This window comes from Corynebacterium sp. TAE3-ERU16 (assembly GCF_019209935.1).
GTDB classification, from domain to species: Bacteria; Actinomycetota; Actinomycetes; order Mycobacteriales; family Mycobacteriaceae; genus Corynebacterium; species Corynebacterium antarcticum.
Genome location: NZ_JAHUTN010000009.1, coordinates 113,360 through 139,934, shown reverse-complemented (window position 1 = coordinate 139,934; position 26,575 = coordinate 113,360). Strand labels below are relative to the sequence as shown.

Below are 26,575 nucleotides of genomic sequence, written 5' to 3'. Positions count from 1 at the left end.
AATCGGTCCCCGCGGGTACGGGCCAAACGGTCGTTAACTCGGGATCCGAGCCGCTCACGGCCTACTCCATCTCCGCGGCACCCTAACCGTACCGGGCCACTATCCCCGCTCCCACGCATAACGCGCCCACCCCCCCCAACGAGCAGCACGACGACTGATCGACCGTCGAGGCTCACGGAAGGGCGGCACCACCGATTCCCGGTGGTGCCGCCCTTCCGTCTGAGACCCGCTCTCCCCGGGGGTCGTGGAGCGGGTCCGACGGTCCCGGTTCGGACGCGGGTGATGGCCGTACCCCACCTGAGGTGGCCCGGACATCTTCCCGGTGTTCCGGTGGCGCAGAACCGGAAAGCGGACCTATTCTGGGGGTATAGGTAAGCCTCATCCGGGGACATCGTCCCCGTTCCGGTCGCGACCCGCGGACTGACGGGCAATGGGGCAGCAATCCGAGAGGAAAACGAAGTTATGCAGCGTAATTGGAAGGGACTCGTCTTCATCGTCACCAGCCTGGATGGTTTCGTCGCCCGCCTCGATGGCGACGTCAGTTGGCTCCTGGATCAGGATCACGGGATCGAGCACCCGGTCGAGCACGCACCGGGAGACGCCGGTGACTTCGCCAGGGTGTTCCATGGGACGGATGCCGTCGTCATCAGTCGACCCGCGTTCGAAAAACTCAACGATCTCCCCGAATGGCCGTACCCCGGCAAGGACGTGATCGTAATGACGACCAGGGAGTCCTTCTCGGATGACCGGGTCACCGTGGCCCGGAGCCTCGATGAGGTCGTTTCCCTGATCGACGAGCGGGGATACGGGGGAGTGTTCATCGACAGCGCCGGAAAGATCCGGCAGTTCCTCGAGCGCGGGTTGGTCGATGAACTGACGGTGACGACCGTGCCGCTGATCCTCGGCGACGGCATCCCGCTGTTCGGCGGCGTGAACTGCGATGTCCCGCTCCGGCTGCTCGGCTCGGGGACGACGCGGGAGGGCTACGTCCATGCCCGCTACGAGGTCCTGCCGCCGGTCCCGCACGGTCACGCGCACGACGCGACGCGGTCCTACACCCCGAACGTCAAACGGCCGCACATCGACTGACGTGCGGGGGCACCGTCACCACGCGCTGGGCACGTAGTTCTTGAGGAAGCAGCCGTAGAGATCCACGCCGTTCTCACCCTGGACGATGGGGTCGTACACGCGTGCCGCGCCGTCGACGAGATCGAGCGGCGCGTGGAACCCCTCGTCGGCGAGCCGCACCTTCGTCGTGTGCGGGCGCTCGTCGGTGATCCACCCGGTGTCCACGGCGGTCATCAGGATGCCGTGCTCGGCGAGTTCCCCCGCGGCCGTGCGCGTCAGCATGTTCAACGCGGCCTTGGCCATGTTGGTGTGCGGATGTCCCGGTCCCTTGTAGCCCCGGCCGAACACGCCCTCCATGGCGGAGACGTTGACGATGTACCTGCGCCGGGCCGTGGCGGCCTCCATCGCGGGACGCAGTCTGTCGATGAGGATGAACGGCGCCGTCGCGTTGCACAACTGGACCTCCAGCATCTCCATGGGATCGACCTGTCCGATGCGCGCCACCCACGAGTTGTGGCTGACTTCGTCGGGGACCAGACCGCCCGCGTCGATGGCGGTTCCGTCGGTGACCCGATCCATCGCGGCGGAGCCACCGGTCATCGCCAGCGCGGTGAGCCGCGAGGCGTGGGCCTGTGCTGCGGCGGCAGCGGTGTCCACCACACCGCTGCCGGCGGCTCCGAGCGACGCGACGGCGGCGTCCCCGTCCGTCCCGGAACCGGTGAGCGCCGCGGGGTGGAGCGCCGAGGTCGAACCGAGGGAGAACGTGTCTACCTCCCGTTCGACGCCCTCCAGCGGAGCGGACTCCGCGTCGACGAGCCCCGAGTAGGCACCGGGGGAGCGACGGACGGTCTGCGCGGCGTTGTTGATGAGGATGTCGAGGGGGCCCGCCGCGGCGACGGAGTCGGCGAGGCTGATGACCTGCGCCGGGTCTCTCAGGTCGACACCGACGACGTGCAGCCGGTGGATCCAGTCCGGGGAGTCGGCGACCGCGGTGAATCTGCGCACCGCATCCCGGGGGAAGCGGGTGGTGATCGTCAGGTCCGCGCCGTCACGCAGGAGTTTGAGTGCGATGTACATGCCGATCTTCGCGCGACCGCCGGTGAGCAGGGCTCTACGACCGGAGAGATCCACCCGGGCCTCACGACGGCGCCGGTTGTCGGCGGCGCACTCCGGGCACAACTGGTGGTGGAAGGAGTCCACCAGGGTGTAGGGCTGCTTGCAGACGTAGCAGTTCTGGGCACGCTGCAGACGCCCCGCGAAGCCGTGCGGGGTCGCCACAGCACCGGGTTCGAGCTGGGCGGGTGCTCCGTCGGCCGGAGTGATGAGGAGCCCGGAGGTCTCGTCGTCGATGCGCCGGGGATTCGCCGTCGCGGTGGCGTGCAGGACCGCTTCGTCGGCACGCTTCTGGCGCTCCCGGGCGGCCAGTTTGCGGGATCTCTTGACCTGCTTGAACAGTCCGGCGACGGCCCGCTGGACGCGAACCGAATCCGGGTGTTCGGGGTCGAGCCGACCGGCTTCCTCGATGACCCCGAGACACACCTCGAGATCTTCTGGCGCTATGGACACTGACCTGAATCCTTCCGTCTACGGACCACACGCCGGACCGCTGAGCATGATTCGGACACCCGTGATGTCCGGCCGACGGGCGTGTACGGCCCCGGAAGACTCTACCCGGTCACCCGGACGTCGGAGGAACTCAGTTCAGGAAGGGCTTCAGTGAGATCCAGGTGAATTCCGGATTCAGGGTCGGTCCCACAGTGGCCGGGCTGCAGAACCCGAACACGACCGGCTCTGCCCCGGATTCGATTGGGATCTCCCAGACGTATTCGGTGGTGGTGCCGACGCTCCACTCTGCGGCACACGTCAGGCCTTTGAGCCGCGCGGCGATGTCCTCGAGCTGGGCGACGGGATCCGCGTCCGGGTCCGGCTCGAGATCGGGGATGTCACCTATTCCCACCAGGGGAGCAAAGGGGTGACCGCGGGCATCCCGGATGACGACGATCGGTTTCATCCCGCACTCCTCACCCGCCAATCCTCCCCGGGTGTTCCGGACCTTCGTCCTGATCACCGCCACGGTCCCTGTCACGTTCCTCCTCAGGGTCACGCTGTCGATGGCGATGTCGACGCCGACACCGGACACCGGTTACCCCGGGCGGACCGTCTGGACGTCGGTCGGGGTGAATCCCACGGGACTGCCGTCATCGGGTCTGACGAGGGGATTCGCGCCACCGTCCGTTCCGGGCACGGGGAAGGATGTCCCCGCAGGCGGAGGCGCGGGAGCATCGGGCCATGGCGACGCGTGGGAGGACGTCGGGTTCCCGGGCGCGGGGTTCGCGGAACCGGGAATCATGGTGGAGAAGCAGGCGGAGCACAGTACTGCTGCGGTGACGGTGGCGACGGCGGTGGTGCTCCGGAACATGGTTCTCCTCGGTGTTCGACCGGGTCCTGCGCCTGGCCGGAGGGAGTTGTCCGCCCGACACGGGCGCCCCCGCGCCGTCCGGGAAACCACCCTAACCGCGGACTGTTGTCGGGGGGAGGGCGGGCTTTCCGCCTCTCAGACGTAGCCCCGGTGCGGCTAACGACGCTTGCCGGGGGTGGCGAAAAGCCCGGGGAACCTAGGTTCCCCGGGCTTTCCCGTGGTGTCCGGAGGGGGACTTGAACCCCCACGTCCGTTAATAGGACACTAGCACCTCAAGCTAGCGCGTCTGCCATTCCGCCACCCGGACCTGAGTGGATTGAAACTGTGATCCGACCGCTCCGGCCGGGCACTCGCATACTGTAGCCCGAAATGGCGTACGGGATCAAATCACCAGTACAGGCGGCGTTTTTCGTCCTCAATTGAACTTCCGTGGGTCACGGCAGAACCCGGATGCGAGCGGGTGGTCCGTGCCCGGGCCGGTGTATCGTCATCTCATGCCAATGAGCCCTCCGATCCCGGCCAGACAGAGCACCTGGTCCTGGTTCGTACCGGAAGACGCCCCCTCGGAGAAGCCGTTCCACGCCCGTACGGCCGGAATGTCCCCGTTCCGGATGACTCTCGCGGCGCTGCTGAATCATCCCCGCGTGGTACTGCTCGTCGTCGCCGCGACCCTGGTCTCCGAATCGTGCGGTATCGCACTGTCCCGGATCGCGGGCTGGTCGACCAACGCCGTCATCGACACCGGACACACCGCCGCGCTCGTCGGGACCGTCATCGTCCTGCTCGTACTCCAGGGAATCGGGTACTGGACGGAAGCGGCGAAGATCGGTCTCAAGGACATGTCCATCGCCCGGATGGTCCACGGCCTCAGGCTGGAGCTGACCCGGAACCTCACGGTCCTGGAGGCCCGTTCCCTGACCCCCGGCACGATTCTCAACACCGTCGACGAGGACACCTCGGCCCTCGCCGAGGTCAAGCAGTCGTTCGACTTCACCCTTTCGCTCTTCTTCTACCTGACGGGCTCGGCGGTGGTGATCGCGGCGGTCGACTGGCGGATCGCGGTCGGCGTCGTCGTCGGTGGTGTGTGTACCGCGCTCGTGGCCGCGGGCACGGCGGGGCCCCTGACCCGGGTGGCGGAGGAACGGCGGGCCGCCGAGTCGCGGTCGATCTCCCTCGCCACCGATTTCGCCCAGGGATCCCGCATCATCAAGGGGCTGGGTGCCGTGGACGCCAGCAAGGCGCGGTTCGACTCCACGGCGGGAGACGCGCTGACGGTGATGCTCCGGGAGGTGCGCGTCAGTGTGTTCATGACCGTCATCCGGCAGGCGGTTCCCGCGGTCTTCGGGTTCTGTCTCGTCGTCGCGGCGGCGCTGCTCGCCTTCGACGGGCGGATCACCCCGGGGGAGTTCCTCACGGTCGTTCTGCTCGTTCCTCCGGCACTCACCGTCACCGGTTTCTCCCTGGGGTTCTTCATCGACGTCTGGGCCCGGGCGCAGGCGTCCGCGGGCCGGATAGGAAGGTTCTCGGCGGCGCTCACCCCACCCGGGGAGTTCCACCCGGATGCTGCCGAACCCCGGTGCGGGGCCGGCCTGACCGTGTGGGCCCCCGAATCGCCGGAGGGGCGGCGGACCGCGGCGGAGCGGGCCCGGGAGCTGGCCGCGGCCCCGGGTGTCCTCGCCCCGCCGCATGCGGTGAACATCTTCGAGGGCACCCTCCGGGAGAACATCGATCCCACCGGGAACCTGGGGCCCGACCGGATCCGGGCGGCTCTCGACGCGGCCTGCTGCGGGGACATCGTGGCCAGGCTCGGTGGGTACGGACCGGACGGTGAGCTACCGGAGACCCCGATCGGCGAAGCGGGTCTCAACCTCTCCGGCGGGCAACGCCAGCGGGTCGCGCTCGCCCGTGCGCTCGCGGTCGACCCGGAGGTCCTCGTCCTGGATGAACCGACGACGGGACTGGATGCCGTCACACTCGACAACGTCGCCCGCGCGGTCGCGCGGCTGCGTGACTCCCGTCCCACGGTGATCATCACCGCGGGACGGGCCTGGCGGGCCGTCGCCGACCGTGTCCTGACCGACGCGGAGCTCCTGCGATGACCGCCACGACCTTCTCCTCCGATGACCGGCGCCATGATGCTCTGGCCCCGGCCTCCGGGCGGGACATCGTCCGGTGCCTCCGTTCCCTGCCCGGTTTCCCGGGACCGGGTTGGTGGCTGCTGACCGCGGCTGTGTTCGGTCTCAACATCGCGTCGATGACCGGTTCCTCGACACTGCTCGGACGTTCCGTCGACTTCATCTCCGGGCTTGCCGTTCCGGGGTTCGGTTCGGGGCGGGAGGGATTCACCGTCCTTCTCGCGGTGGTCGGTGTCCTGATGTTCGTCGAGTTGGTCACCCGTCCGGCCGCGGCGTACCTGATGTTCTCCGCGACCCGTAGGCTCACCGTCGATCTCCGGCGCCGCTGTCTGGCGGCGACACTGGAGGCCCCGATCCCGGACGTGCTCGAACTCGGGACCGGAAACGTGATGACCCGGCTGACCAAGGACATCGACACGGCCTACCGTGCCGTGCAGAGCATCGGCACCCGGTTCGTGGTGACCGCCCTGATGTTCCCCTTCACCTTCGTGGCGCTGGCGCTGATCTCCCCCTGGTACCTGCTGCTGCTGATACTCCTCCCGGCGATCTTCGCGGTGCCCCTGAAGCGGACCCTGACGGGGCTGCCGGTCGCGACCAACGCGCTGTCCACGGCGCAGGCCCGCCGCAACAACATGCTGCTCGACACGATCCGGGGCCTGCCGACCATCCGGGCCTTCGGCGTCCGGGGGTGGGCGACGCAGCGGCTGGAGCGGAACTCCTGGGACACCGTGCAGCGGGAGGCCGACCGGATCCCCCTGTTCCTCCGGCTCATCGGGACAGGCTATCTGGCCTACGGTGTGCTGCTCGCCGGGGCCATCGCGCTGTCCAGCCATCTCGTGGCACAGGGTGCGCTGACCACCGGGGCGGCTTCCGCCGCGGTCGTGCTCGTGGTCAGGCTGGAGATGCACGTGTTCAACGTCCTGATCTTCACGGGTGAGATCCAGAACGCGCTCACCGCGCTCGGGCGCGCGGTGTCACTGGCCCTTCTCTCGGACAACGCGGTCGACGCGTCGGCTCCCGACGACTTACCGGAATCACCCGAGGTGCGGATCGAGGATCTCGTGTTCCGGTACCCGGGTGGTGCGCCGATCATCGACGGCCTCTCCCTGACCCTCGAGGCGGGTACGACGACCGCGCTCGTGGGGGCCTCGGGTGCCGGGAAGTCGACCCTCGCCGGACTGATCGCGGGGTTCCAGCGACCGGCCTCCGGAACCATATACATCGGCGGGGTCGACACCTCGACGGTCCCGGACACCTGGACGGCGCGTCAGGTGTCCCTGATCAGCCAGGAGGTGCACCTGTTCTCCGGGACGTTGCGGGAGGACCTCAGGATGGCCGTTCCGGACGCGGATGACGCGGCACTCACGGCTGCGCTGGCCCGGGTCGGTCTCGCACCGGACACTGCCGGCTGGCAGCGGTGGCTCCCCGAGGGCCTCGACACGCTGATCGGTGCCGGCAACGACGACCTCGCCCCGGAGGTGGAGCAGCAGATCTCGCTCGCCCGGATGGTGCTCGTCGATCCTCCGGTCCTCATCATGGACGAGGCGACGAGTGAGGCGGGTTCCGACAACGCACGCAGCCTCGAACGCGCCGCGCAGGCGGTGGCCAGAGGTCGGACCTCACTCGTCGTCGCGCACCGTCTGGATCAGGCGGTCGCGGCCGACCGGATCATCCTCATGGACCACGGCGCCGTGGTGGAGGACGGGTCCCACCGGGAACTGCTCGCGGCCGGCGGACGGTACGCGGAGCTCCATGCGCGGTGGAGTGGGTCACGGAACGAGGATTGAGTGATCCGGACCACGACATCGCCGGGTGAATTCTGTTAGAACTGGGGCATGAACTCCTACGCCGATGATCCCCGTTTCCCCGGACCCGACCCGTACGCCCCGCTGAAGGACCTCCCGTCGTTCGACCTGCGCTCCGACGACCTCGACAACGGTGGCACCTTCGCCGAGAGGCACCTCGGGGGCAACGATGTCTCCCCGCACCTCGCCTGGTCGGGCCTCCCGGAGGGCACCAAATCAATCGCGGTGACCTGCTTCGATCCCGACGCTCCCACCGCCGCGGGTTTCTGGCACTGGGCGGTGCTGAACATCCCCGCATCCGTCACCGAACTCGCGACCGGTGCCGGTGGTGAGACCGTGGAGGGCGTCGAAGGTGCCCTCAGCCTGGTGGGGGACAGTGGTACCCGCGGCTACTACGGACCGCAGCCGCCGGAGGGGCACGGCCCGCACCGCTACCTGTTCGCGGTGCATGCCGTGGATGTCGAGGAGCTGGATGTCCCGGCGGACGCGTCCCCGACGGTCCTAGGTTTCAACCTCTACTTCCACAGCATCGGGCGCGCGATTCTGTGGGGCTGGCACGAGAATCCCTGACCATCACCCGACCACGGGGCTGCCGCTGGTTGAGTCCAACTCCGCTGCACCGGCTAGAGTCGGGAATCGTTATGACGAAAAAAACTTCCGGCGACAATCCTGAACCGCAGCCGGTGAAAGCGGTTCCCCCGGCCCTGCGCGTGGGTGGTGCATTCATCGCACTCGCCATCGTGCTCGCTCTGTGGACTTTCCTCGAGGTGGTCCTGAATGGATGGCTGGCACCGTTCCACGTGACGACCCGTTTCCTGCTGATCTGCGTTGCCGCCATCATCATCGGTGGCTCCGCGACCTCGGGTCGCACCCAGTACGTCACGATGGGGCGGGTGGTCACACTCGGAGTCGCCCTGACCCTCATCGTCCTGAGCCGGGTACTGCCCAACGCCACCTTCATGGTGATGGGGCAGTACTGGCTCCCCTCCTACGCGATCGTCTCCCTGCTGGCGGGGCTGATCATCAAGCGCCAGATGATCCCCGCCGGCTAGGCGCGTTCGTCGATCCAGGGCAGACCGCTACCGACCGCGTCCGCGATGCTGTCGAGACCGTGGGCGTGGATCTGGGCCGCCACACCCCTGTGGATGTCCCGGATCCACCAGGGTCCGCCGTAGATGAAGCCGGTGTAGCCCTGGAGCAACGCCGCACCCGCGGTGATCCGTTCCCACGCCTGCTCGGCGGTCTCGATACCGCCCGCGCTGACGAGAACGAGTTTCCCGCCGACCCGTCCGTGCAGTCTGCGCAGGACCTCGAGCGACCGCTCGGCCACCGGGGGACCGGAGATCCCGCCCGCACCCATCTTCTCGACCTTCGCGGCATCGGTGACCAGGCCCTCCCGGGAGATGGTCGTGTTCGTGGCGACGATGCCCGCGAGCCCGAGTTCCACGGCGAGATCGGCCACCGCGTCAATGTCCCCGTCGCTGAGATCCGGCGCGATCTTCACCAGGACCGGGGTATCGGCGACCTCCATGACGGCCTGCAGGATCGGGCGGAGCGACTCCACGGCCTGCAGGTCCCGGAGTCCCGGCGTGTTGGGGGATGAGACGTTGACCACCAGATAGTCCGCGAGACGTCCGAGCATCTTCGCCGAGGTCCGGTAGTCCTCCACCGCCTCCTCGGCGGGAACGACCTTCGTCTTGCCGATGTTGATGCCGATGACGTCATCGAGCCTGCGCCGGTGCAGGTTCCGGGCGACCGCAGCGGCACCGTGATTGTTGAAACCCATCCGGTTGAGGATCGCGCGGTCCGACCGGAGACGGAACAGCCGGGGCTGGGGATTGCCTGCCTGCGGGGAGGCCGTGACGGTACCGAGCTCGGCGTAGCCGAACCCGAGGGCCCCCCAGGCGTCGGCGCAGGAGGCGTTCTTGTCGAAACCGGCGGCGAGGCCCAGCGGCTGGGGGAACTCCACACCGAAGACCTCCTGCCGGAGTACCGGGTCAGACACTCCGAGGGCCTTCCCGAGCAACCGGTTGGTGCGGCCCATTCCGTGGAGTACCTGGAGTCCGTTCATGATGTAGTTGTGGATGCGCTCGGGGGGAAGGGTGAACATCGCCCTCAGCGCGAGGTTGTAAAGGGGTCGTGACGGTAGATCGGACAAGGTTGATCCTCAGGCTCGGTGGGTCGGAATGGGGGGGCGACGATCAAGGGGTGGGCACCCCGGGGACCATCCTACGACGGTCGGTGGGCCGTTCAGGCGGTACCGGAGACGTCGAGAGCATCGTGGCGGGCGGCGGAGTCGATGACCTGGATTCCGTCGGAACCGACGGCGATGAGTTCCCCGGAGGCGGTGATCCCGAGCCCCCGGACATCAGCGGTGGAACGGAGTGACCCGACTGCCACGGGCACCCCCTCGGCCACGGAATATGCCGTGATCTCGTTGTTCGCGGTATCCGAGACCCACACGACCTGATCAGGACTGTCCCAGGCCAGTGCCCAGGGACTGGCTCCCGCGGTCGCCATCTGGTGCAGCATGATGACGGGACTCACGGTGTAGACCAGCAGCTGTCCGCCCCGGGTGTCGGAGGCGAACACCACCCCGGTGCCGGGTTCGCCCGCGCTCATCCTTCCCACGCCCAGGCCGGCGCGCAGCGCTGCCCCCGGTTTCGAGTTGGTCCAGTCGACGCCGCTGATCAGGGTGTTCCCGCGGTCGATGAGGACCGCGCGGTCGGATTCGCCCGACACGGGGACCGCGATGAGCTGGTCCACGGAGTCCTTGATGTCGATCGTGGCATCGGTCGGGGATTCACCGGATTCACCGGGGGAGACCACCAGGACCTCGCCCGCTCCGGACGCGCCCGCCAGGATCCTCCCGTCGTCGGTCAGCGCGGCGGTGGTGACCGGTACCGGCACCCGGATGTCCTCCGGGGAACCAGGGGAGGCGGCGTCGAAGAGACGGATGACGCCTCCTTCATCCCCGTCGGGGCACGCGAGGAGGAACCTCGTGTCCCGCACCGACAGAGGTCCACAACCGGCCGCGACATCGACATCGGTGTAGTCGCCGGTGGCGAGCTGCTCCGCGGTGCCGATCCCGAGATGCTCCCCGGCCCGGACGGCGAGTACGTCACCGTCCGCGACGGCGAGATCCGTGAGCTCCGCCTCCGCGAGGGCACCGGGTATCCGGAAGGTCCGTCCGTCCGGATTGTCGGCGGGCGGTGAATCCGCGATCTTCGCCTCGGTGAGCTGCGGGAGTGCGGATTCGTCGACGGGGGACGGGGCGCTGTTGCAGGCCGTGGCCGTGACGGCTGCGGCGGCGAGCACCGCGATCAGGACAGGACGTGGGGTAGACACACTGGGGACGTTACCAGAGCCTCCGGGCGCGCCACCGTTTCCGGGGTGGCTCAGGAAACACCAGTTCAGCACCCACCTTCGGGCGGTCGGGGATCAGAGTGAGACCTCGTCGAGCGCGTCCCTGATCGCCCGCGGCAGACCGGCCCTGAGTCCCTCGAGGACCTCATCCAGTTGGGCCACGGTCCGTACGCCCACCACCGCGGAGGTGACGGCACCGCGTCCCCGGAGCCAGGCTATGGCCGCCGCGGCCGGCGAGATATCGAGCCCGTCCGCGGCGGTGCACAGTGCCTCGACGACGGTCGCACTCCTCGGTACCAGCAAACCCTGGACCTCCGCGTCGTGTTTCGGGGACGCCCCCCGGGAACCGGCGGGAATACGCTGCCGGTACTTGCCCGTGAGCACACCCTGGGCGAGCGGGGCGGCGGCGAAGAAACCGACCCCGAGATGCTCCGCGGCCGGGATGAGTTCCTCCTCGGAACGCCGATCGAGAAGACTGTATCCGGCTTGCGCGGCGATGATCGTACGGTGACCGCACACCGCGTGGGTGACGGCCAGCTGCCAACCGGCGTATCCGCGGACGCCGGCGTAGCGGGAACGGCCGGTACGCACAGCCCAGTCCAGTGTTTCGGCGACCTCCTCCGGCGGGGTTCGGGGATCCCAGAACCCGACGCTCCACACGTCGACATGGTCTGTTCCCAGGGTCGAAAGGCTGCGGTCGAGTTGGGCCATCAGGGCCCGCCTGGAGCAGTCGACCCTTCGGCCGAGGGGAAGGGTGGGGTCGACCCCGGAGGAAGAGGAGAGAACGAGCTGACCACGATCGACCGTACGACGGCGCAGGAGGTCACCGAGCAGTTTCTCCGCGACGCCGTCGGCGTAGGCCGGGGACGTGTCGATCAGCGTCCCGCCCGCGTCGATGAATGCCCGGAGGATCGCCCCGGTGTCCTCCGCCGGAGTCGCGTCCCCCCAGGTTGACACCCCCAGGCCCAGTTCCGAGACCCGTAGTCCGCTCGTACCCGCCGTATTCTCTCTCACGGGCACCACCCTAGCGGTCGCACGGAGTACGGTGTGGTGCGTGAGTCTGATGAGCTTCCTCGCCGGCATGATGCCCGGCCGTCCCCAGGTGTCCCTGTCCGCCGCGGAATCCCCGCTCCGGAACGCAGCTGAAGTGCTGCGCCCCCTGCACGCGGCTGGGGCCGCCGACGCCGCGGCGGACCAGATGAGCTGGACACAGACCGTCGTGCTCTCCGTGGTGCAGGGGCTGACGGAGTTTCTCCCGGTGAGTTCCTCCGGCCACCTCCGGATCGTGAGTTCGCTGCTCTTCGGCCAGGACGCCGGCGCGTCCTTCACCGCCGTAGTCCAACTCGGCACCGAGGCCGCCGTGCTGGTCTACTTCGCCAGGGACATCTGGCGGATCGCCACCGGCTGGTTCAGGGGACTCGCCGACAGATCCAGACGGGGGCTCGACTACCGGATGGGCTGGATGGTCATCATCGGTACCCTGCCGGTCGGGATCATCGGCTACCTCGGTAAGGACCTGATCCGGGACAACCTGCGGAACCTGTGGATCACGGCCGCGATGCTCGTGCTCTTCAGCTTCGTGTTCATCGCGGCCGAGAAGTGGGGGAACAAGAGGCGTTCATTCGGTGACCTGACCCTCCGGGACGCCGTGATCATGGGTTTCGCGCAGTGTCTGGCGTTGATCCCCGGCGTGTCCCGGTCCGGCGGCACGATCTCCGCGGGCCTGTTCCTCGGGCTCGACAGAGAGGTCGCGGCCCGATTCTCCTTCCTGCTGGCCATTCCGGCGGTTCTGGCCTCCGGGCTGTTCTCGCTGCCGGACGCCTTCGCGCCGGAGGCCGGTCAGGCGGCCTCGGGCGCACAACTCGCGGTCGGAACCGGTATCGCCTTCGTGGTCGGCTACGCGTCCATCGCCTGGCTGCTGAAGTTCGTCTCGACGCATTCCTTCTCCTGGTTCGCCGCCTACCGGATCCCGGTGGGAATCGTCGTCATGGGACTGCTCGCGGCAGGTGTCCTCCAGGCGTGATCGACCGGGTTCTCCCGGGTGCCGGGGGCGCATCCCTCGGCCTCCGTAACCCGCGCTAGAGTTGTCCCCATGCATTCCTGGCCCGAACCCGAGGTCCCCGTCATCGGGGGAACCGCAGTACCCCTGAAACTGTTCGACACCGCGGACGGGGTGGTCCGCCCGGTCGCAGTCACCGGTGAGACCGCGGGCATCTACGTCTGCGGCATCACCCCCTACGACTCGACCCATCTCGGACACGCGGCCACCTATCTGACCTTCGACCTGGTCAACCGTCAGCTCAGGGACAACGGCCACGCGGTCCGGTACGTGCAGAACGTCACCGACGTCGACGACCCGCTGTTCGAGCGCGCCACCCGCGACAACGTCGACTGGAGGGAGCTCGGGACCGAACAGACGGACCTGTTCCGATCCGACATGACCACCCTCCGCGTGATCCCGCCGACGGACTTCATCGCGGTCACCGACATCGTCGACGAGGTGATCGATCTCGTCTCCACCCTGCTGGACAACGGAAGCGCGTACGCCCTGGACGACGAGTACCCGGACATCTACGCCTCGCTCGAGGCGACCCCGCATTTCGGCTACGAGTCGAACTACGACCGTTCCACCATGATGAGGTACTTCACCGAGCGTGGCGGAGATCCGGACCGGCCCGGGAAGCGGGATCCGATGGACGCCCTCATCTGGCGTGCCGCGCGCCCGGGCGAGCCCGCCTGGGAGGCCCCCTTCGGCGCGGGACGACCCGGTTGGCACATCGAGTGCGCCGCGATCGCGGTGAACCGGCTCGGTTCCCACTTCGCGGTCCAGGGTGGCGGCACCGACCTGATCTTCCCGCACCACGAGTACAGTGCCGCGCACGTCGAGGCCGCCACCGGTTCGGAGCGGATGGCCGGACACTACGTGCACAGCGGAATGATCGGGCTCGAGGGAACGAAGATGAGTAAATCCCTGGGCAACCTCGTCTTCGTGCACAGGCTCACCGCGGCGGGTCATGAGCCGGAGGCGATCCGGCTCGGGGTCTTCGCCGGCGGTTACCGGAGTGACCGCGACTGGTCGGAGCAGGTTCTCGCGGATGCCGAGGACCGGCTCTACCGGTGGCGATCCGCCGCGACCGTGGCCACCGACACCGCCGCGGCCGAGGATGTCGTCCAACAGGTCCGCGTGGCGCTGGCGGACGACCTGGACACGCCCCGGGCCCTGTTTTCGGTGGATTCATGGGCGGCGACGACCCTGTCCGGACGCCACGCCACCGAGGGGCCAACCGGCGCCGGAGACCTGGTTTCCCGCGCCCTCGATTCCCTGATGGGGGTCCGGCTCCTGCCCGCAACCCACTGACCGGCCCGGACGCAACGGGCAGGAGGGGCGGGCCGACCCGGACGGCGCCACTGGTACACAATGGGGGCATGACTTCCACGCCCATCAGCCAGCAGTTCAGCCCTGTCGTCGATGAGTTCATCGATGACCTCGAGACCTTCGCGACCGGTTCCTATCTCGGCAAGGACGAGAAGGAGTTCTGGGAGCAGCCCTTCGACCCCGCGGTGCTCCCGGAGCTACGTCGGATCATCGACGGATTCCTCAACGAACTCGACCGCCTTCCGGAACCCCCGGATGCGGACGCGGTGACCGCGGTGATCAACCGCTTCATCACCGCGGTGGAGACATTCAACTCCCGCCACGGCGACGCCGTCATCGAACCCGAGGAGTTCGAGGAGCTGAACTCGCTGATCACCGGGTCGGTCACGGCTACCGGCTTCACCCCGTCCGAGACGGAGGAAGCCGAGGACGGTTTCGAGCTTCCCGCATTCGACTAGGGGAGGAGACCCCACCGTGACCAACCCGAATCCGCCCGCGGCGGACAGTTCTCCCGCCGCCGTCATCTGGGACATGGACGGCACACTCACCGACACCGAGCCCCTGTGGGCGATCGCGACCTACGAGATGAGTGAGCGCATGGGCCGCCGGCTGACCGTGGAGAAACACGCCGCGACGATGGGCGGGACATTCGACAACACGTTCCGGGTGTGCGCCGAGCACGCCGGCATCACCCCGGACGACGCCGCCCGCGACCGGTACCGGCGGATTCTCTTCGACCGGGTCGCCGAGCTGTTCTCCGAGCGACTCACGCTCAACCCCGGTGTCCGGGACATCCTCGACGGGCTCCGCGCCCGGGGCACCGCCATGTATGTCGCGACCAACACGCCCCGTGAGCTCGCGGACCTCGCGATCTCGGCCGTCGGGCGTGACTACTTCGCCGACACAGTCTGCGGTGACGAGGTGCCGCGGGGTAAGCCTTCCCCGGACATCTACCGGGAGGTGGCGAGCCGCGCCGGAGTGTCACCCGGGCAGTGCCTGGTCTTCGAGGACTCCCCGACGGGCATGACCGCCGCCCGGGATGCGGGGTGCCGCGTGGTCGGGGTCCCCGGACCTGCCGGGGACGGGCCACCGGATGTTCCCACGCTCGGGGAACTGACCGGTGACCCCGGACTCACCGGGGCTGATTTCCGGGGCGTCGATGTTGCCGCGATCGACGCGCTCTTCCGGTCCGTCACCCCCACTCCTGCGCCATGCGGCGAGCGGGATGTGCAAGAATGATCGGCGTGAAAGACTTCGACTCCCTCCATGCAGAACTGCTCGCCCGTGCCGCCGAACGTCCCGAAGGTTCGGGAACCGTGGCGGCCCTCGACGCGGGTATCCACGCCCAGGGGAAGAAAATCGTCGAGGAGGCCGCGGAGGTGTGGATGGCCGCCGAGTACCAGTCGGACGAGGAACTCGCCGAGGAGATCTCGCAGCTGATGTACTGGACCCAGGTCGTGATGGTCGCCAGGGGCCTCAAACCCGAGGACGTCTACAAGCATCTCTGACCCCGCAACCTCGCACCGTCCACCACCCACCCCTGAAGGATCCCCGGGAAAACAATGCTCAAAGTAGCCGTACCCAACAAGGGCTCGCTGTCCGAATCCGCCGTCGAGATCCTCTCCGAGGCCGGCTACGCCGGCCGTGGGGACAGTAAGGCTCTCACCGTCACCGACCGCGCGAACAACGTCGAGTTCTTCTTCCTCCGGCCCAAGGACATCGCGATCTACGTCGCGAACGGTCAGCTCGACCTCGGAATCACGGGCCGGGATCTGGCGGCGGATTCCCTCGCCGACGTCCAGGAGGTCCTCTCCCTGGGGTTCGGGAGCTCGACCTTCCGCTATGCGGCTCCCGCGGGGGAGATCTGGTCGGTCGATGACCTCGACGGCAAGCGGATCGCCACCTCCTACCCGAATCTCGTCCGTGAGGATCTCGCTACCCGCGGGCAGTCCGCCGAGGTGATCCGCCTCGACGGGGCCGTCGAGATCTCCATCCGGCTCGGAGTCGCCGACGTGATCGCCGATGTCGTCTCCACCGGCCGGACGCTACGTAAACAGGGCCTCGAGCCGTTCGGGGACCCCCTGGTCTCGTCGGAGGCGGTCATCGTCGGTCGTGCCGGTGAGGACGTCACGCCGGAACAGCGTGTGCTGCTCCGCCGTATCGAGGGCATTCTCCACGCACAGAACTACCTCATGCTGGACTACAACGTGCCCCGTTCCCTCCTGGACGCCTCCACCGAGATCACCCCCGGTATCTCCGGGCCGACCGTGTCCCCGCTGGCACTGGAGGACTGGGTCGCCGTTCGTGCGATGATCCCGCGGAACAACGCCAACGACGTGATGGACGAGCTCGCCGAGCTCGGTGCACAGGCGATCCTCGCATCGGAGATCCGGATCGCCAGGCTCTGACCCCCGGAAGAACCGGGCGTCGTACGAACCCCCGCATCAGCTGCTGACGGTGCGGGGGTTTTCGCTGTCCGATACATCCACCCGAATCGGACGGGCGCCCCCGTCGGAACCGCCGACCCGATCTGAAGGGAATGATGAAGCCTCACCGGGATGGGGGTGGCCGGATTCCGGATGCGCGTTGATCCCGTTCCCGTTCCCCTGCCCCCTCCGTGCACGGGCGCGGCGCGTTGCAGTGCAGGAACGGGGATTCCACATCATTCCCGCGTCGTCGGCCGCCACTCCCGGTGATGGGGTGGAGCGGCCGAAGGACGAACGTACCGGAACGTCATTATGCTGGGGACCTGAGCGGCTCCTGCCGCACCAGGATCCTGTCCAGTAGAGAGGTGACACGACGATGGCCAAGTCATCAAAGCGCAAATCAGGCGCCCAGAAGACCGGAAAGCAGGACGATTCCGCGGTATCCGCGGAGAATACGGCTCCCACCCCGGAACCGGAGGCTGCCGCCCGCAAAGACCGCGACAACTCCGGTACCCGCGCCAACCACACGGGCGCCGGTACCCGTACCGAGGTCGATCTGCTCGGGGAACTCGAGATACCCGATGAGGCGTACTACGGCGTGCACACCGTCCGGGCGATGGAGAACTTCCGGATCTCCCGGACCACCGTCAATGACGTTCCCGAGTTCATCCGCGGGATGGTCCAGGTCAAGAAGGCGTGCGCCCTCGCGAACAGGAGGCTGCACACCCTGCCCGCGGACAAGTGCGATGCCATAGTCTGGGCCTGCGACCAGATCCTGGTGGAGGGGCGGGCGATGGACCAGTTCCCGCTGGATGTCTTCCAGGGCGGTGCGGGAACCAGTCTGAACATGAACACCAACGAGGTCATCGCGAATCTCGCACTCGAGTACATGGGTGAACCGAAGGGTTCCTACGACATCATCAACCCGAACGATGACGTCAACATGAGCCAATCGACGAACGACGCCTATCCCACGGGTTTCCGGCTCGGCGTCCACTACGCACTGAATGACCTGATCGAGGAACTCGATGAACTCCAGGCGGCGTTCGCCTCGAAGGGACATGAGTTCATGGACATCCTGAAGATGGGCAGGACCCAGCTCCAGGATGCGGTACCGATGACGTTGGGGGAGGAGTTCGCCGCCTTCGCCCACAATCTGGCCGAGGAGAGGGTCGTTCTGCGGGACGCCGCCGAGCGACTTCTGGAGATCAACCTGGGCGCGACCGCGATCGGCACCGGGGTGAACACCCCGGCCGGGTACCGCCACCAGGTCACCGCCTCCCTGTCCGAGGTCACCGGCCTGGAGATGAAGTCCGCCAAGGATCTCATCGAGGCCACGAGTGACTGCGGCGCCTACGTCCACGCACACGGTGCGGTGAAGCGGGCCGCGATGAAGCTGTCGAAGATCTGCAACGATCTGCGCCTGCTGTCCTCCGGGCCCCGGGCGGGGTTGAACGAGATAAACCTCCCCGCGCGGCAGGCAGGTTCGTCGATCATGCCGGCCAAGGTCAATCCGGTGATCCCCGAGGTCTGCAACCAGGTGTGCTTCAAGGTCTTCGGCAACGACATCACCGTCACCATGGCTGCGGAGGCGGGCCAGCTCCAGCTCAACGTGATGGAGCCGGTGATCGGTGAGTCCCTCTTCCAGTCGATCCGGATTCTCCGGAACGCCGTGGAGACGCTGCGCACCAAGTGCGTCGAGGGCATCACGGCGAATGAGGACGTCTGCCGGGCGTACGTCGACAACTCGATCGGAATCGTGACCTACCTCAACCCGTTCATCGGCCACCATAATGGTGATCTTATTGGTAAGGAGGCCGCCGAGACCGGTAGGTCGGTGCGGGAGCTCGTCCTCGAGAAGGGGCTCATGGACGCCGAGACCCTGGATCAGGTGCTCAGCAAGGAGAACCTCATGCATCCGGTGTTCCGGGGGCAGCTCCACCTCGATAGTTAGGACCCGCGCCACGGTATCGGACACCCACCCCCGCCATTCCGGCGGGGGCTTTCCGATGTTCCGGTGGAGGTCCGCGGAGCACCGTTCATCGACGGTCCCAAAGGTATGTCTAATGGAGTTTTAAGACGTCCCACCGGACGATCGGTGACAATCCACCAGGAGCACAGGCCGTGATTCTCGCACTGCAGATCATCATCGTCGCGGCCGCTGTCGTACTGGGGGCACGACTCGGTTCCATAGGAATCGGTCTCGCCGGTGGGCTCGACGTGCTGCTGCTCGGACTCACCGGTACGGCGATCGCCTTCGCCGACATCCCCCTCGACGTCATCGGCATCATCATGTCCGTCATCGCCGCCATCGCCGCCATGCAACGTTCCGGGGGATTGGACTGGTTGGTCGTACTGGCGGAGAAACTGCTGCGCAGGAATCCCAGGTAGGTCACCTATCTCGCGCCCGTGGTCACCTACACCATGACGCTCCCGGCGGGCACCGGGCACACAGCCTTCTCAACGCTCCCGGTCATCGCGGAGGTCGCGAAGGAACGCCCCTCGCGTCCGTTGTCGGTCGCCGTCGTGGCATCCCAGATGGCGATCACCGCCTCACCGATCTCCGCGGCCGTCGTTTTCTTCGCATCGATCCTCGAGCCGCACGGGATCGGGTATCTCCAGTTGCTCGCCGTCGTGATCCCGTCTACATTCCTGGCCGTGTTCCCGACCGCGTTCGTCGCCAACCGATTGGCCGTCGATCCGGACAAGGACCCCACCTACCGTGAGCGCCTCGAGAAGGGCCTGATCAAGGCACCCGAAGCGAGGGCTGCGAAGGAGGCACCCCCGCGGCGAAACGCTCCGTGTGGCTCTTTCTGACGGCGATCGTCCTCGTCGTCACCTACGCGACCGCCATCTCCGATCAGGTCGGACTCGTCACCGAGCCCACGCTGCCGAGGAATGAGGCGATCATGTCCCTGATGCTCGCCTGTGCGACGGTGATCGTCGTGCTGTGCCGGATTCCGGCGGACGAGATCCCGGGCACCCAGGTGTTCCGCGCGGGTATGTCGGCCTGTGTGTGTCATGGGCGTCGCCTGGCTCGGTACGACCCTGATCAACGTCCATCTCGACAGCATCCGGCAGGCTTCAGGGGACATCCTCTCCCGAACCCCCTGGCGGCTCGCGGTGATCCTTTTCTTCGCCGCCGCCCTGCTCTACTCCCGGGCTGCCACGACCAGGGCGTTGATGCCCGCAGCACTCGCCATCGGTGTCCCTCCACTCACCGCGGTCGCGTCCTTCGCCGCAGTCAGTGCGCTGTTCGTTCTGCCGACCTACCCGACGCTGCTCGCCACCGTGGAGATGGACGACACCGGATCGACGAGGATCGGGAAATACGTATTCAACCACCCGTTCCTCATCCCGGGGACGCTCTGCATCGCGCTGGCGGTGGCGCTGGGGTTCCTCTTCGGTTCGGTCATCCTCTGATCCCGGGGCCGGTCGCGGGGAGCGGACCCACCGGGTCCGCCTTTTGGGGGAGGAACCGATTTCCCCTGTGCGGTGGAGGTGGTGGCCGGTGGGTGTTCCCTAACTTCAGGGTATGACCACGACACCGACAGACAACGAATTCCGGATACGGGGCCTTGAGGTGCGCTACGGCATGGACCGGGTCGTCCGGGACATGAATCTGAGCGCCGCACCGGGGCGGGTCACGTGTGTGCTCGGCCCCAACGGCGCAGGTAAGACGACGACGTTGCGTGCGGGCCTCGGTCTCGTCCGCAGGAATGCGGGCGAGTGCCAACGCCCGGAGCGCACGAACATCCTGCTCGATGACGGCGGCCTCATCCCCGGACTCACCGTCCGTCAGCACGTCACCGCGCGGGCGCTGTCCGCCGGAGTCCCGACCGGGTGCGTGGACGACCTCATCGACACCGTGGGAATGTCCGGTGCGGCGGCGATGAAGATCGGGAGGTGCTCGATGGGGATGAAACGTCGTACGGCCCTGGCCGCGGCACTGGTGGGGGATCCGCAGCTCGTGGTCCTCGACGAACCGTCGGCGGGTCTCGACCCGGAGGGGATCAGATGGCTCGGTACCCTGCTGCGCAGCCTCGCCCGGCGGGGTGTCGCGGTTCTCACGGCGACCCATCACCTCGCTGAGGCCGCCGCCATGACCGACGACGTCGCCGTCATCGCCGGCGGCACGCTGCGGTTCTCCGGCCCTCTCGAGGAAATGACGTCCGGAACCACGGCCGGGAGCCTCGACGATGCGTACTTCGCACTGACCGGAGGGGAAACCCGATGAACACCCTGCGTGCACAGCTCTACACCGCGACGAAACTGACACCGGTGCGTGCGTCCTGCGTGCTCACTCTCATCGCCATCGTCTTCAGTTGCGCGGCGACCTGGGCGCTGCCGGTGCTGCTCGCCCACGTCGATCTGGGTGCGGCGGCCCAGGATGAACGGGTCGCCGCGGCACTGGAGGCGGCCGGTCCGGGGTCGGGTCAGCTCCAGCGTGGCGCCTTCGATGTCTTCGCGTCGACCAGCTCGGACGTACTCACCCTGCCGCAGCTCACCGTCATCATCAGCGGTGTTCTCATCGGGACCACGCCGATCCGGTACGGAGCGGTCTGCTGGCAGGTCGTCGACTCGTCGCGGACCCGGGTCAGCACATCGATTCTGTGCACCTCGGCGATCGCCGCAGCCGCGCCCGCTGTCGTCGGCGCACTTCTGTGCTGGCCGGTATCGGTGGTGGCAATGATGCTCCACGACGTGGATCTCGCCGTCGGTGTGCCTGACCTCCTTCTGCTCCAGGCGCGGGGGATCGCGGTGCTGACGCTGGTGGCGGTGTCGTGCGCGGGACTCGGCCTGATTCTCCGCAGTCTCGGCCGGACGGCGGCGGCGATCGCCGCGATCGCCGTGATCGAGTTCCTCATCGCGGCCGTTTCGGCGCTCACGGGACTCGGACCATGGGTGGCCGGATGGCTTCCACTGCAGTCGGCCAGGATGGCGATCGGGCTGTCGGATCCGACCGGAGATTTCCCTTCCTCGGCAGGCATGGGCATCGTCCTGGGATGGACGGCTCTCGTCGCGGGTCTCGGCGTGGTCAGGTTCCACCGATACAATCTCCGGTAACCATGACCGACACGAATCCGGGCTCACACCACGCACACGCGACCGTCCCCGTCACGCGCACCGACGTTCTCGTCGCCGCGGTGACGACCACCATCGGCCTCGCCGGGGTGGTGCTGGCGTCCCAGTCCACGGCACTAGGGATCCCGCTGACTGCGCCATCCGGCGGGTTGGGGACACTGGTCGCTCTGTCGTTCGCGGGTCAGGGGATTGTTCTGCTGTTCCGCCGACTGCGGCCGGTGGGTGTGTTATGGGCGTGCGGCGCCCTGGACATAGCCGTCGGTGTCCTCTGTGCGATGCTGGAACCCGACGCCACCAGAGCGAACTCCGTCGCTCTTCCCGTCGCCCTCTACACTCTGTTCCGGGAGAGCGACCTCGACCGGCGCAGTATGATCAACGGTTCGGCGGCGTTCCTGATCACCCTCACCGTACGGATCATCACCGCCCCGCCTGTACCGGGCGGCGCCGCTTTCACCGCCGTTTCCTTGACGGGCGCCGTGATCACGGTGGTACTCGTGGCGGTGTCCGCCCACATCCTCCGACGCCGGGACATGTACACGGAGGTCCTCCGGGAGCGTGCCGAGCTGACCGACAGTCGCCGCGCGGCCCTCGCTGAAGCCGCCGCAGCCGAGGAACGGACCCGTATCGCCCGGGAGTTGCACGACACCACCGCCCACCACCTGTCCGCCATCGCGGTCCAGGCGACCGCGGCGCGCGCGGTCATCGACACCGACCCGGTCGCGGCCGCGGCGATACTGCGCCGGATCTCCTCGAGCGCCTCGGCCGCGCTCGACGATGTCCGGGAGACCGTCGGGCATCTCCGCGCCAACGCCGGTGGACGGGACGGGGCCGACGATCTTCCGGGCGGCACCGGGGACCTCACTGCTACCGCCCTGATCGACGCTGGCCGGAAGTCCGGGATGAACATCACCGCGACACTGGTGTCCGACGAGCTGCTGCCCTCCGGGGCCGCCCGGAGGGCGATCCACCGTGTGCTGCAGGAGGCGCTGACCAACTCCAGGCGGCACGCCCCGGGGTGTCCCGTCACCGTGGAAATGACGGAGCGGCGATTGAGCGTACGGACGTGGGGGCATTTCGCCGACGCACCTCCGGGCACGGGGAGCATCGGCATGTCGGAACGTGCCGCGGCGATCGGTGCGCGTCTGCGCAACGGCCGCGACACGGACGGGTGGATCGTCGAACTCGACTGGAGGGAGGCGCCGTGATCAGGGTCGTCATCGCCGATGACGAGGCGCTCATCCGTACGGGCCTGGCCACGATCCTCTCCGCCGCCGGTGACATCGAGGTCGTCGGTGAGGCCGCGTCCGGTGGCGCGGCGTTCACCCAGGCGCGGGCACTTCGGCCCGACGTTGTGTGCATGGACATCCGGATGCCGGACGGGGACGGGTTGCGGGCGACGAGGAAGATCACGGCGCTCGCCGAACCGACACCCGCGGTACTGGTGGTGACCACCTTCGACCATGACGAGTACGTGTTCGGGGCACTCGAGTCCGGTGCCTGTGGCGTCGTGCTCAAGGACAGCCCCATGGATGTCCTGGTCGCGGGGGTCCGGCGGGCGGCTCATGGTGAGGGGCTCCTCGATGCCCCGTTGACCAGGCGGGTCATCGGGGAATTCGCGAACCGGCGCACCAGGTCCGCGCCCGACCCCGGGCCTCCCATGGCCCCGCTGACCCCGCGTGAGGTCGACTGCGTCCGTGAACTGTGCCGGGGACAGAGCAACAACGACATCGCGGCGACCCTGTATCTCGAGCCGTCGACGGTGAAGACGCACCTGTCCAACGCCATGGCCAAGACCGGGGCGAGGGGGCGGGTCCAACTCGTGATCTGGGCGTTCCGGTCGCGGCTGGTCGACAGCTGATCAGGAGTCGTCGGAGGTCCGGGCGTCCGCGGTGCTGCCGGGCCAGCCCGGGTACTCGGGGGGTGTGCCGCCGAAGGCGGGGCACAGTGCCTGATGGGAGCACCAGCCGCAGAGTTTGGAGGTCTTCGGGCGGAAGTTGCCGCTGCACCCGTCCGCCTCGATCTTCGCCCACAGCTCTCCGAGATCACGTTCGAAGTACTCGAGTTCCTCGACGGATGGCGTGAGGAACATCGAGTCGGTGACCTTGAGGTACATGAGTCTCAGCTGCGCCGGGACAACCCGGTGCAGCCGCCAGTAGACCAGGGCGTAGAACCTCATTTGGAACGTGGCCTGCTGACTGAACCGCGGTATCGGTTTCTTGCCGGTCTTGTAGTCGACGACCCTGATGCGTCCGTCGGGAGCCTCGTCGACGCGGTCGATGAACCCGCGGACCGGTACCCCGTTCGGGAGGACGGACTCCACGTACATTTCGCACGCCTTCGCGGTGAAACCCCGGGGATTCTCCATCTCGAAGTAACCGCGCAGCAGGGAACGGCACTCGACGAGGAAGTCGTACCGGGCCGCTTCCGGGACGAGCTCGTCGAGCTCGTCGTCGGCCGCGCACATCGCAGCCCAGGTGGGTCTGAGGCGTTTGACGGTCGCCGGGTAGGTGCGCTGCTCAGGCTCCCACTTGTGCATCTGCTCGAGGACGTCGTGGACGAGTGTCCCCTTGACCTGCGCGACCGTCTTCGGTTCGGGGATGCGGTCGATGGCGCGCAGACGGTAGAGCAGCGGGCACTGCCGGTAGTCGTTCGCGCGGGAGGGGGACAGCGCGAGGGGGCGGGGCCGGGTGGACGGACTGGTCGTTGCCGGTGAGGTCATGGAACACCACGTTACCGCCCGTCCCGGTCGGTGATCGCCACGGACGGGCGGTGTGTTGTGCACCGCGGACTTCCCACCGCCTCCGGTGCACAGGTTCGCGGCCCCTACAGCTCAGCCTCGCGCGCGGCGGTGACAAGACCCTCGACAGTGGCGCGGAGGGAATCGGGTACGGACTGCTCGGTGAGATCGAGGAAGCCACGGACGATGAGGTCGCGGGCGGTGTCCTCGTCGAGGCCGAGCGCCATGAGATAGTCGAGCCGGTCTCCGTCGATCATTCCGACGGACGCCTCGTGACTCAGCTGGGCCTCATCGACCCGTGCCTTCAACGCCGGGACGGAATCTATGTAGCCGGTGTCCCGGAGCATGAGCCCGTCGCACTCGAGGAACCCCGAGCACCCACGGCCGATTCCCACGAGTGTCGTGTCGTTGGCCACCTCGCCACCGTCGGAGACCATCCTCGAGACCTGCTCGGCACGGGACCCCACGCCCTGCAACCGGATCTCGGTGTCCATCTCGCGGTGGGTGCCGGCCGGCGCGAACACGACCGAGTGGCTCGTGTCGGTGGCCCCGTCATCGAGTTCGACGACGGAGTGGGACACGTGGTTGCGCAGTCCGGAGACCGCCACCGACACGGAACTATTCACCGCGTCGCGGGCGATCCGCGTCCCGGACCAGGAGTGGACGTCCATCTGCGGTCCCCAGCGTTCGACATCGAGAGAACGCAGCCGGGCCCCCTCGCCGATGAAGGTCTCCGAGACCGACACGTGGCGCCCGTGGGTCATCTTCGGTGTGACACCGGAACCACTGACGTGATCGACCCGGGCACCGGCTCCGATGACGGTCAGGTCGTGGACGAACTGACGTTCCTGGGGGACGGTCATGAACGAGAAGCTCTGGAGGGGCCCGTCGAGGACCGCGCCGTCGTGGACCCACATGAACGTGCCCAACGGCCGGTCCTGGGACTCGAACGCCCGCCGCAGGACGTCGTCTTCAAGCGGATCCACGAGGGAGAACATGAGCTGCTGCACCCAGGGGTATGTGACCACCGCGTCGGACAGCGGCATGATCTCCACCTGCCCGTCGTGGGTGACGATGCGTTCGAAGTGGTGGTCGACCATCAACGAGGTCGCCGCGCAGGATTCCTCGTCGCGCCAACCGAGGTCCGCGAGGAGCCGCGGGGTCACGCTTCCGCTACCGAGTCCGGGAACCGGGGTGACGGCTGGAACAGTGGATGTCATCGGGATCAGTCCTTAGGTGTTGTCGGAGTGTGGACGGTGCCGGGTCAGGCGGCCCAGCCGTCGGTGCGGACGCGGGCGAGCATGTCGCGGGCGTCCCCGCTGTCGGTCAGGCGTCCGTCGCTCATCAGGTGCGCAATGGGGGAATCGAGGTGGTCGAGAATGAACCCGGTGTGGGTGACGACGAGGGCGCTCCGTGCGGAACCGTCGGGACACGGGGTCTGCAGCAGATCGGCCAGCGCCCGTCCCACGACGGAGACGTGTTCGAGATCCACCCCGGATTCCGGTTCATCGAGCAGACACATGGTGGGCCGCTGGAGGTGGAGTTTGAGCATCTCGAAGCGGCGCATCTCCCCACCGGAGAATCCGCAGTGCACGTCCCGGTCGAGGAACTGCGAGAGATCCAGGCTCTCGGCCGCCGAGGGCAGACGGTCTCCCGCGTGGATGGCCTGCGCGAGTTTCTCCACCGTGATCCCGTGGAGTTTCGGGGGATGCTGTACCGCGAGACCGAGGCCGGCACGGGCCCGCTCATCGACCGGGAGCTCCGTGATGTCCTGTCCGTTGAGGAGTATCCGCCCACCGGTGACCCGGAACGGTCCCGTGCCCATCACGGCGTTGAGGAGGGAGGATTTACCCGATCCGTTCGCTCCGATCAGGACGTGGTTCTCGCCGTGGTTCACGGTGAGGGTGATGTTGTGGCAGACGGTGATGTCATCGACGGCGACGGTGACATCGTCCAGTGCGAGCAACGGGGTGGTGGTGTCCATTGGCGATCCTTCTCCCTGAAGTGGTCGGTCCTCCCCGCGGGCTCCGACCTGCGGGGAGCTGGTGCTTCAACTCCAGTGTAAGGAGAAACGTGAACGGCATTCAGGGTATGGATAGCGTGACCTGTGTCATGCGTCTTCAACTGGCGAAACAGGCATCACGATCGACTCGGAACA

25 protein-coding genes, 1 tRNA gene and 1 pseudogene are annotated in these 26,575 nt (G+C 67.5%); 17 read left to right on the top strand and 10 right to left on the bottom strand.

All coding sequences use genetic code 11. The annotated features are described in order from the left end of the window. Positions 1-462 precede the first annotated feature (462 nt). Positions 463-1,089, top strand: coding sequence for a dihydrofolate reductase family protein (locus KRX55_RS10065; protein ID WP_218407592.1), 627 nt, complete (start codon positions 463-465; stop codon positions 1,087-1,089). Positions 1,090-1,104: 15 nt separating this feature from the next. Here KRX55_RS10065 and KRX55_RS10060 read toward each other — a convergent pair whose 3' ends face one another. From KRX55_RS10060 to KRX55_RS10045, 4 genes are all read right to left on the bottom strand, one after another. After that, positions 1,105-2,634 carry an SDR family NAD(P)-dependent oxidoreductase gene (locus tag KRX55_RS10060; RefSeq protein ID WP_218407591.1) on the bottom strand — a complete coding sequence of 510 codons (1,530 nt, stop codon included), beginning with the start codon at positions 2,632-2,634 and terminating at the stop codon, positions 1,105-1,107. A 130-nt stretch (positions 2,635-2,764) separates the two neighbouring features. Then, complete coding sequence (locus KRX55_RS10055) at positions 2,765-3,208, bottom strand: hypothetical protein (RefSeq protein ID WP_218407590.1); 444 nt, start codon at positions 3,206-3,208, stop codon at positions 2,765-2,767. A 3-nt stretch (positions 3,209-3,211) separates the two neighbouring features. After that, positions 3,212-3,487, bottom strand: a complete 276-nt coding sequence (locus tag KRX55_RS10050) for a hypothetical protein (protein WP_218407589.1) — start codon at positions 3,485-3,487, stop codon at positions 3,212-3,214. A gap of 218 nt (positions 3,488-3,705) precedes the next feature. Continuing rightward, positions 3,706-3,794: transfer RNA gene (locus tag KRX55_RS10045), tRNA-Leu, on the bottom strand. A gap of 193 nt (positions 3,795-3,987) precedes the next feature. Between KRX55_RS10045 and KRX55_RS11970 the strand changes: the two genes are divergently transcribed. The 4 genes from KRX55_RS11970 to KRX55_RS10025 all read left to right on the top strand — a co-directional run bounded on the left by KRX55_RS11970 (position 3,988) and on the right by KRX55_RS10025 (position 8,479). After that, a complete protein-coding gene (locus KRX55_RS11970; protein ID WP_304505535.1) occupies positions 3,988-5,586 on the top strand; it encodes an ABC transporter transmembrane domain-containing protein in 1,599 nt (532 codons plus the stop codon). Further along, positions 5,583-7,409 (top strand): ABC transporter ATP-binding protein, encoded by a 1,827-nt coding sequence (locus KRX55_RS10035; protein ID WP_218407588.1) that lies wholly within the window; start codon positions 5,583-5,585, stop codon positions 7,407-7,409. The genes KRX55_RS11970 and KRX55_RS10035 overlap by 4 nt, the downstream gene beginning before the upstream one ends. A gap of 48 nt (positions 7,410-7,457) precedes the next feature. After that, complete coding sequence (locus KRX55_RS10030; RefSeq protein WP_218407587.1) at positions 7,458-7,997, top strand: YbhB/YbcL family Raf kinase inhibitor-like protein; 540 nt, start codon at positions 7,458-7,460, stop codon at positions 7,995-7,997. Positions 7,998-8,068: 71 nt separating this feature from the next. Continuing rightward, a complete protein-coding gene (locus tag KRX55_RS10025; protein ID WP_218407586.1) occupies positions 8,069-8,479 on the top strand; it encodes a hypothetical protein in 411 nt (136 codons plus the stop codon). On the opposite strand, the gene KRX55_RS10020 is transcribed toward KRX55_RS10025, so the two are convergent. From KRX55_RS10020 to KRX55_RS10010, 3 genes are all read right to left on the bottom strand, one after another. Continuing rightward, positions 8,476-9,585, bottom strand: coding sequence for a quinone-dependent dihydroorotate dehydrogenase (locus KRX55_RS10020; protein WP_255567748.1), 1,110 nt, complete (start codon positions 9,583-9,585; stop codon positions 8,476-8,478). The two genes, KRX55_RS10025 and KRX55_RS10020, sit on opposite strands and share 4 nt — an antisense overlap. Before the next feature lie 92 nt (positions 9,586-9,677). Further along, on the bottom strand, positions 9,678-10,775 hold the full coding sequence (locus KRX55_RS10015) for a hypothetical protein (RefSeq protein ID WP_218407585.1): 1,098 nt from the start codon (positions 10,773-10,775) through the stop codon (positions 9,678-9,680). A gap of 93 nt (positions 10,776-10,868) precedes the next feature. Next, complete coding sequence (locus KRX55_RS10010) at positions 10,869-11,807, bottom strand: aldo/keto reductase (protein WP_370625823.1); 939 nt, start codon at positions 11,805-11,807, stop codon at positions 10,869-10,871. 184 nt (positions 11,808-11,991) lie between these two features. Here KRX55_RS10010 and KRX55_RS10005 point away from each other — a divergent pair, with 184 nt between their 5' ends. The 12 genes and pseudogenes from KRX55_RS10005 to KRX55_RS09950 all read left to right on the top strand — a co-directional run bounded on the left by KRX55_RS10005 (position 11,992) and on the right by KRX55_RS09950 (position 23,538). Continuing rightward, on the top strand, positions 11,992-12,816 hold the full coding sequence (locus KRX55_RS10005; protein ID WP_200257774.1) for an undecaprenyl-diphosphate phosphatase: 825 nt from the start codon (positions 11,992-11,994) through the stop codon (positions 12,814-12,816). 69 nt (positions 12,817-12,885) lie between these two features. Then, complete coding sequence (gene mshC, locus KRX55_RS10000) at positions 12,886-14,151, top strand: cysteine--1-D-myo-inosityl 2-amino-2-deoxy-alpha-D-glucopyranoside ligase (protein WP_218407583.1); 1,266 nt, start codon at positions 12,886-12,888, stop codon at positions 14,149-14,151. A 68-nt stretch (positions 14,152-14,219) separates the two neighbouring features. Next, positions 14,220-14,627: a hypothetical protein gene (locus KRX55_RS09995; protein WP_218407582.1), complete on the top strand. Its 408-nt coding sequence runs from the start codon at positions 14,220-14,222 to the stop codon at positions 14,625-14,627. Between the two features lie 16 nt (positions 14,628-14,643). Continuing rightward, positions 14,644-15,408: an HAD family hydrolase gene (locus KRX55_RS09990; RefSeq protein WP_370625822.1), complete on the top strand. Its 765-nt coding sequence runs from the start codon at positions 14,644-14,646 to the stop codon at positions 15,406-15,408. After that, the gene (locus tag KRX55_RS09985) at positions 15,405-15,677 is read left to right on the top strand and encodes a phosphoribosyl-ATP diphosphatase (RefSeq protein WP_218407581.1); all 273 of its coding nucleotides are present in this window, start codon (positions 15,405-15,407) and stop codon (positions 15,675-15,677) included. Before KRX55_RS09990 ends, KRX55_RS09985 begins: the two co-directional genes overlap by 4 nt. 54 nt (positions 15,678-15,731) lie before the next feature. Beyond that, positions 15,732-16,577 carry an ATP phosphoribosyltransferase gene (hisG, locus tag KRX55_RS09980; protein WP_218407580.1) on the top strand — a complete coding sequence of 282 codons (846 nt, stop codon included), beginning with the start codon at positions 15,732-15,734 and terminating at the stop codon, positions 16,575-16,577. A gap of 394 nt (positions 16,578-16,971) precedes the next feature. Next, on the top strand, positions 16,972-18,549 hold the full coding sequence (gene aspA, locus KRX55_RS09975) for an aspartate ammonia-lyase (protein WP_218407579.1): 1,578 nt from the start codon (positions 16,972-16,974) through the stop codon (positions 18,547-18,549). Positions 18,550-18,722: 173 nt separating this feature from the next. Beyond that, positions 18,723-20,018: pseudogene (locus KRX55_RS09970) on the top strand (anaerobic C4-dicarboxylate transporter). A gap of 112 nt (positions 20,019-20,130) precedes the next feature. After that, on the top strand, positions 20,131-20,832 hold the full coding sequence (locus KRX55_RS09965) for an ABC transporter ATP-binding protein (RefSeq protein WP_255567747.1): 702 nt from the start codon (positions 20,131-20,133) through the stop codon (positions 20,830-20,832). Then, entirely contained in the window at positions 20,829-21,662 is an 834-nt protein-coding gene (locus tag KRX55_RS09960; RefSeq protein WP_218407578.1) for a hypothetical protein, read from the top strand. The genes KRX55_RS09965 and KRX55_RS09960 overlap by 4 nt, the downstream gene beginning before the upstream one ends. A 2-nt stretch (positions 21,663-21,664) precedes the next feature. Beyond that, entirely contained in the window at positions 21,665-22,885 is a 1,221-nt protein-coding gene (locus KRX55_RS12085; RefSeq protein ID WP_218407577.1) for a sensor histidine kinase, read from the top strand. After that, entirely contained in the window at positions 22,882-23,538 is a 657-nt protein-coding gene (locus tag KRX55_RS09950) for a response regulator (RefSeq protein WP_218407576.1), read from the top strand. The genes KRX55_RS12085 and KRX55_RS09950 overlap by 4 nt, the downstream gene beginning before the upstream one ends. On the opposite strand, the gene KRX55_RS09945 is transcribed toward KRX55_RS09950, so the two are convergent. The 3 genes from KRX55_RS09945 to KRX55_RS09935 all read right to left on the bottom strand — a co-directional run bounded on the left by KRX55_RS09945 (position 23,539) and on the right by KRX55_RS09935 (position 26,401). After that, positions 23,539-24,399 (bottom strand): RecB family exonuclease, encoded by an 861-nt coding sequence (locus KRX55_RS09945; RefSeq protein WP_218407575.1) that lies wholly within the window; start codon positions 24,397-24,399, stop codon positions 23,539-23,541. Between the two features lie 104 nt (positions 24,400-24,503). Next, the gene (locus KRX55_RS09940) at positions 24,504-25,637 is read right to left on the bottom strand and encodes a SufD family Fe-S cluster assembly protein (protein WP_218407574.1); all 1,134 of its coding nucleotides are present in this window, start codon (positions 25,635-25,637) and stop codon (positions 24,504-24,506) included. Between the two features lie 44 nt (positions 25,638-25,681). Next, positions 25,682-26,401, bottom strand: a complete 720-nt coding sequence (locus KRX55_RS09935) for an ATP-binding cassette domain-containing protein (RefSeq protein ID WP_218407573.1) — start codon at positions 26,399-26,401, stop codon at positions 25,682-25,684. Positions 26,402-26,575 lie beyond the last annotated feature (174 nt).

Coding starts and splice junctions, on each gene's coding strand:
- KRX55_RS10065 (WP_218407592.1), top strand. CDS start 463: ATGCAGCGTAATTGGAAGGGACTCGTCTTCATCGTCACCAGCCTGGAT.
- KRX55_RS10050 (WP_218407589.1), bottom strand. CDS start 3,487: ATGTTCCGGAGCACCACCGCCGTCGCCACCGTCACCGCAGCAGTACTG.
- KRX55_RS11970 (WP_304505535.1), top strand. CDS start 3,988: ATGAGCCCTCCGATCCCGGCCAGACAGAGCACCTGGTCCTGGTTCGTA.
- KRX55_RS10035 (WP_218407588.1), top strand. CDS start 5,583: ATGACCGCCACGACCTTCTCCTCCGATGACCGGCGCCATGATGCTCTG.
- KRX55_RS10030 (WP_218407587.1), top strand. CDS start 7,458: ATGAACTCCTACGCCGATGATCCCCGTTTCCCCGGACCCGACCCGTAC.
- KRX55_RS10025 (WP_218407586.1), top strand. CDS start 8,069: ATGACGAAAAAAACTTCCGGCGACAATCCTGAACCGCAGCCGGTGAAA.
- KRX55_RS10005 (WP_200257774.1), top strand. CDS start 11,992: ATGAGCTGGACACAGACCGTCGTGCTCTCCGTGGTGCAGGGGCTGACG.
- mshC (WP_218407583.1), top strand. CDS start 12,886: ATGCATTCCTGGCCCGAACCCGAGGTCCCCGTCATCGGGGGAACCGCA.
- KRX55_RS09995 (WP_218407582.1), top strand. CDS start 14,220: ATGACTTCCACGCCCATCAGCCAGCAGTTCAGCCCTGTCGTCGATGAG.
- KRX55_RS09985 (WP_218407581.1), top strand. CDS start 15,405: ATGATCGGCGTGAAAGACTTCGACTCCCTCCATGCAGAACTGCTCGCC.
- hisG (WP_218407580.1), top strand. CDS start 15,732: ATGCTCAAAGTAGCCGTACCCAACAAGGGCTCGCTGTCCGAATCCGCC.
- aspA (WP_218407579.1), top strand. CDS start 16,972: ATGGCCAAGTCATCAAAGCGCAAATCAGGCGCCCAGAAGACCGGAAAG.
- KRX55_RS09965 (WP_255567747.1), top strand. CDS start 20,131: ATGACCACGACACCGACAGACAACGAATTCCGGATACGGGGCCTTGAG.
- KRX55_RS09960 (WP_218407578.1), top strand. CDS start 20,829: ATGAACACCCTGCGTGCACAGCTCTACACCGCGACGAAACTGACACCG.
- KRX55_RS12085 (WP_218407577.1), top strand. CDS start 21,665: ATGACCGACACGAATCCGGGCTCACACCACGCACACGCGACCGTCCCC.
- KRX55_RS09945 (WP_218407575.1), bottom strand. CDS start 24,399: ATGACCTCACCGGCAACGACCAGTCCGTCCACCCGGCCCCGCCCCCTC.
- KRX55_RS09940 (WP_218407574.1), bottom strand. CDS start 25,637: ATGACATCCACTGTTCCAGCCGTCACCCCGGTTCCCGGACTCGGTAGC.
- KRX55_RS09935 (WP_218407573.1), bottom strand. CDS start 26,401: ATGGACACCACCACCCCGTTGCTCGCACTGGACGATGTCACCGTCGCC.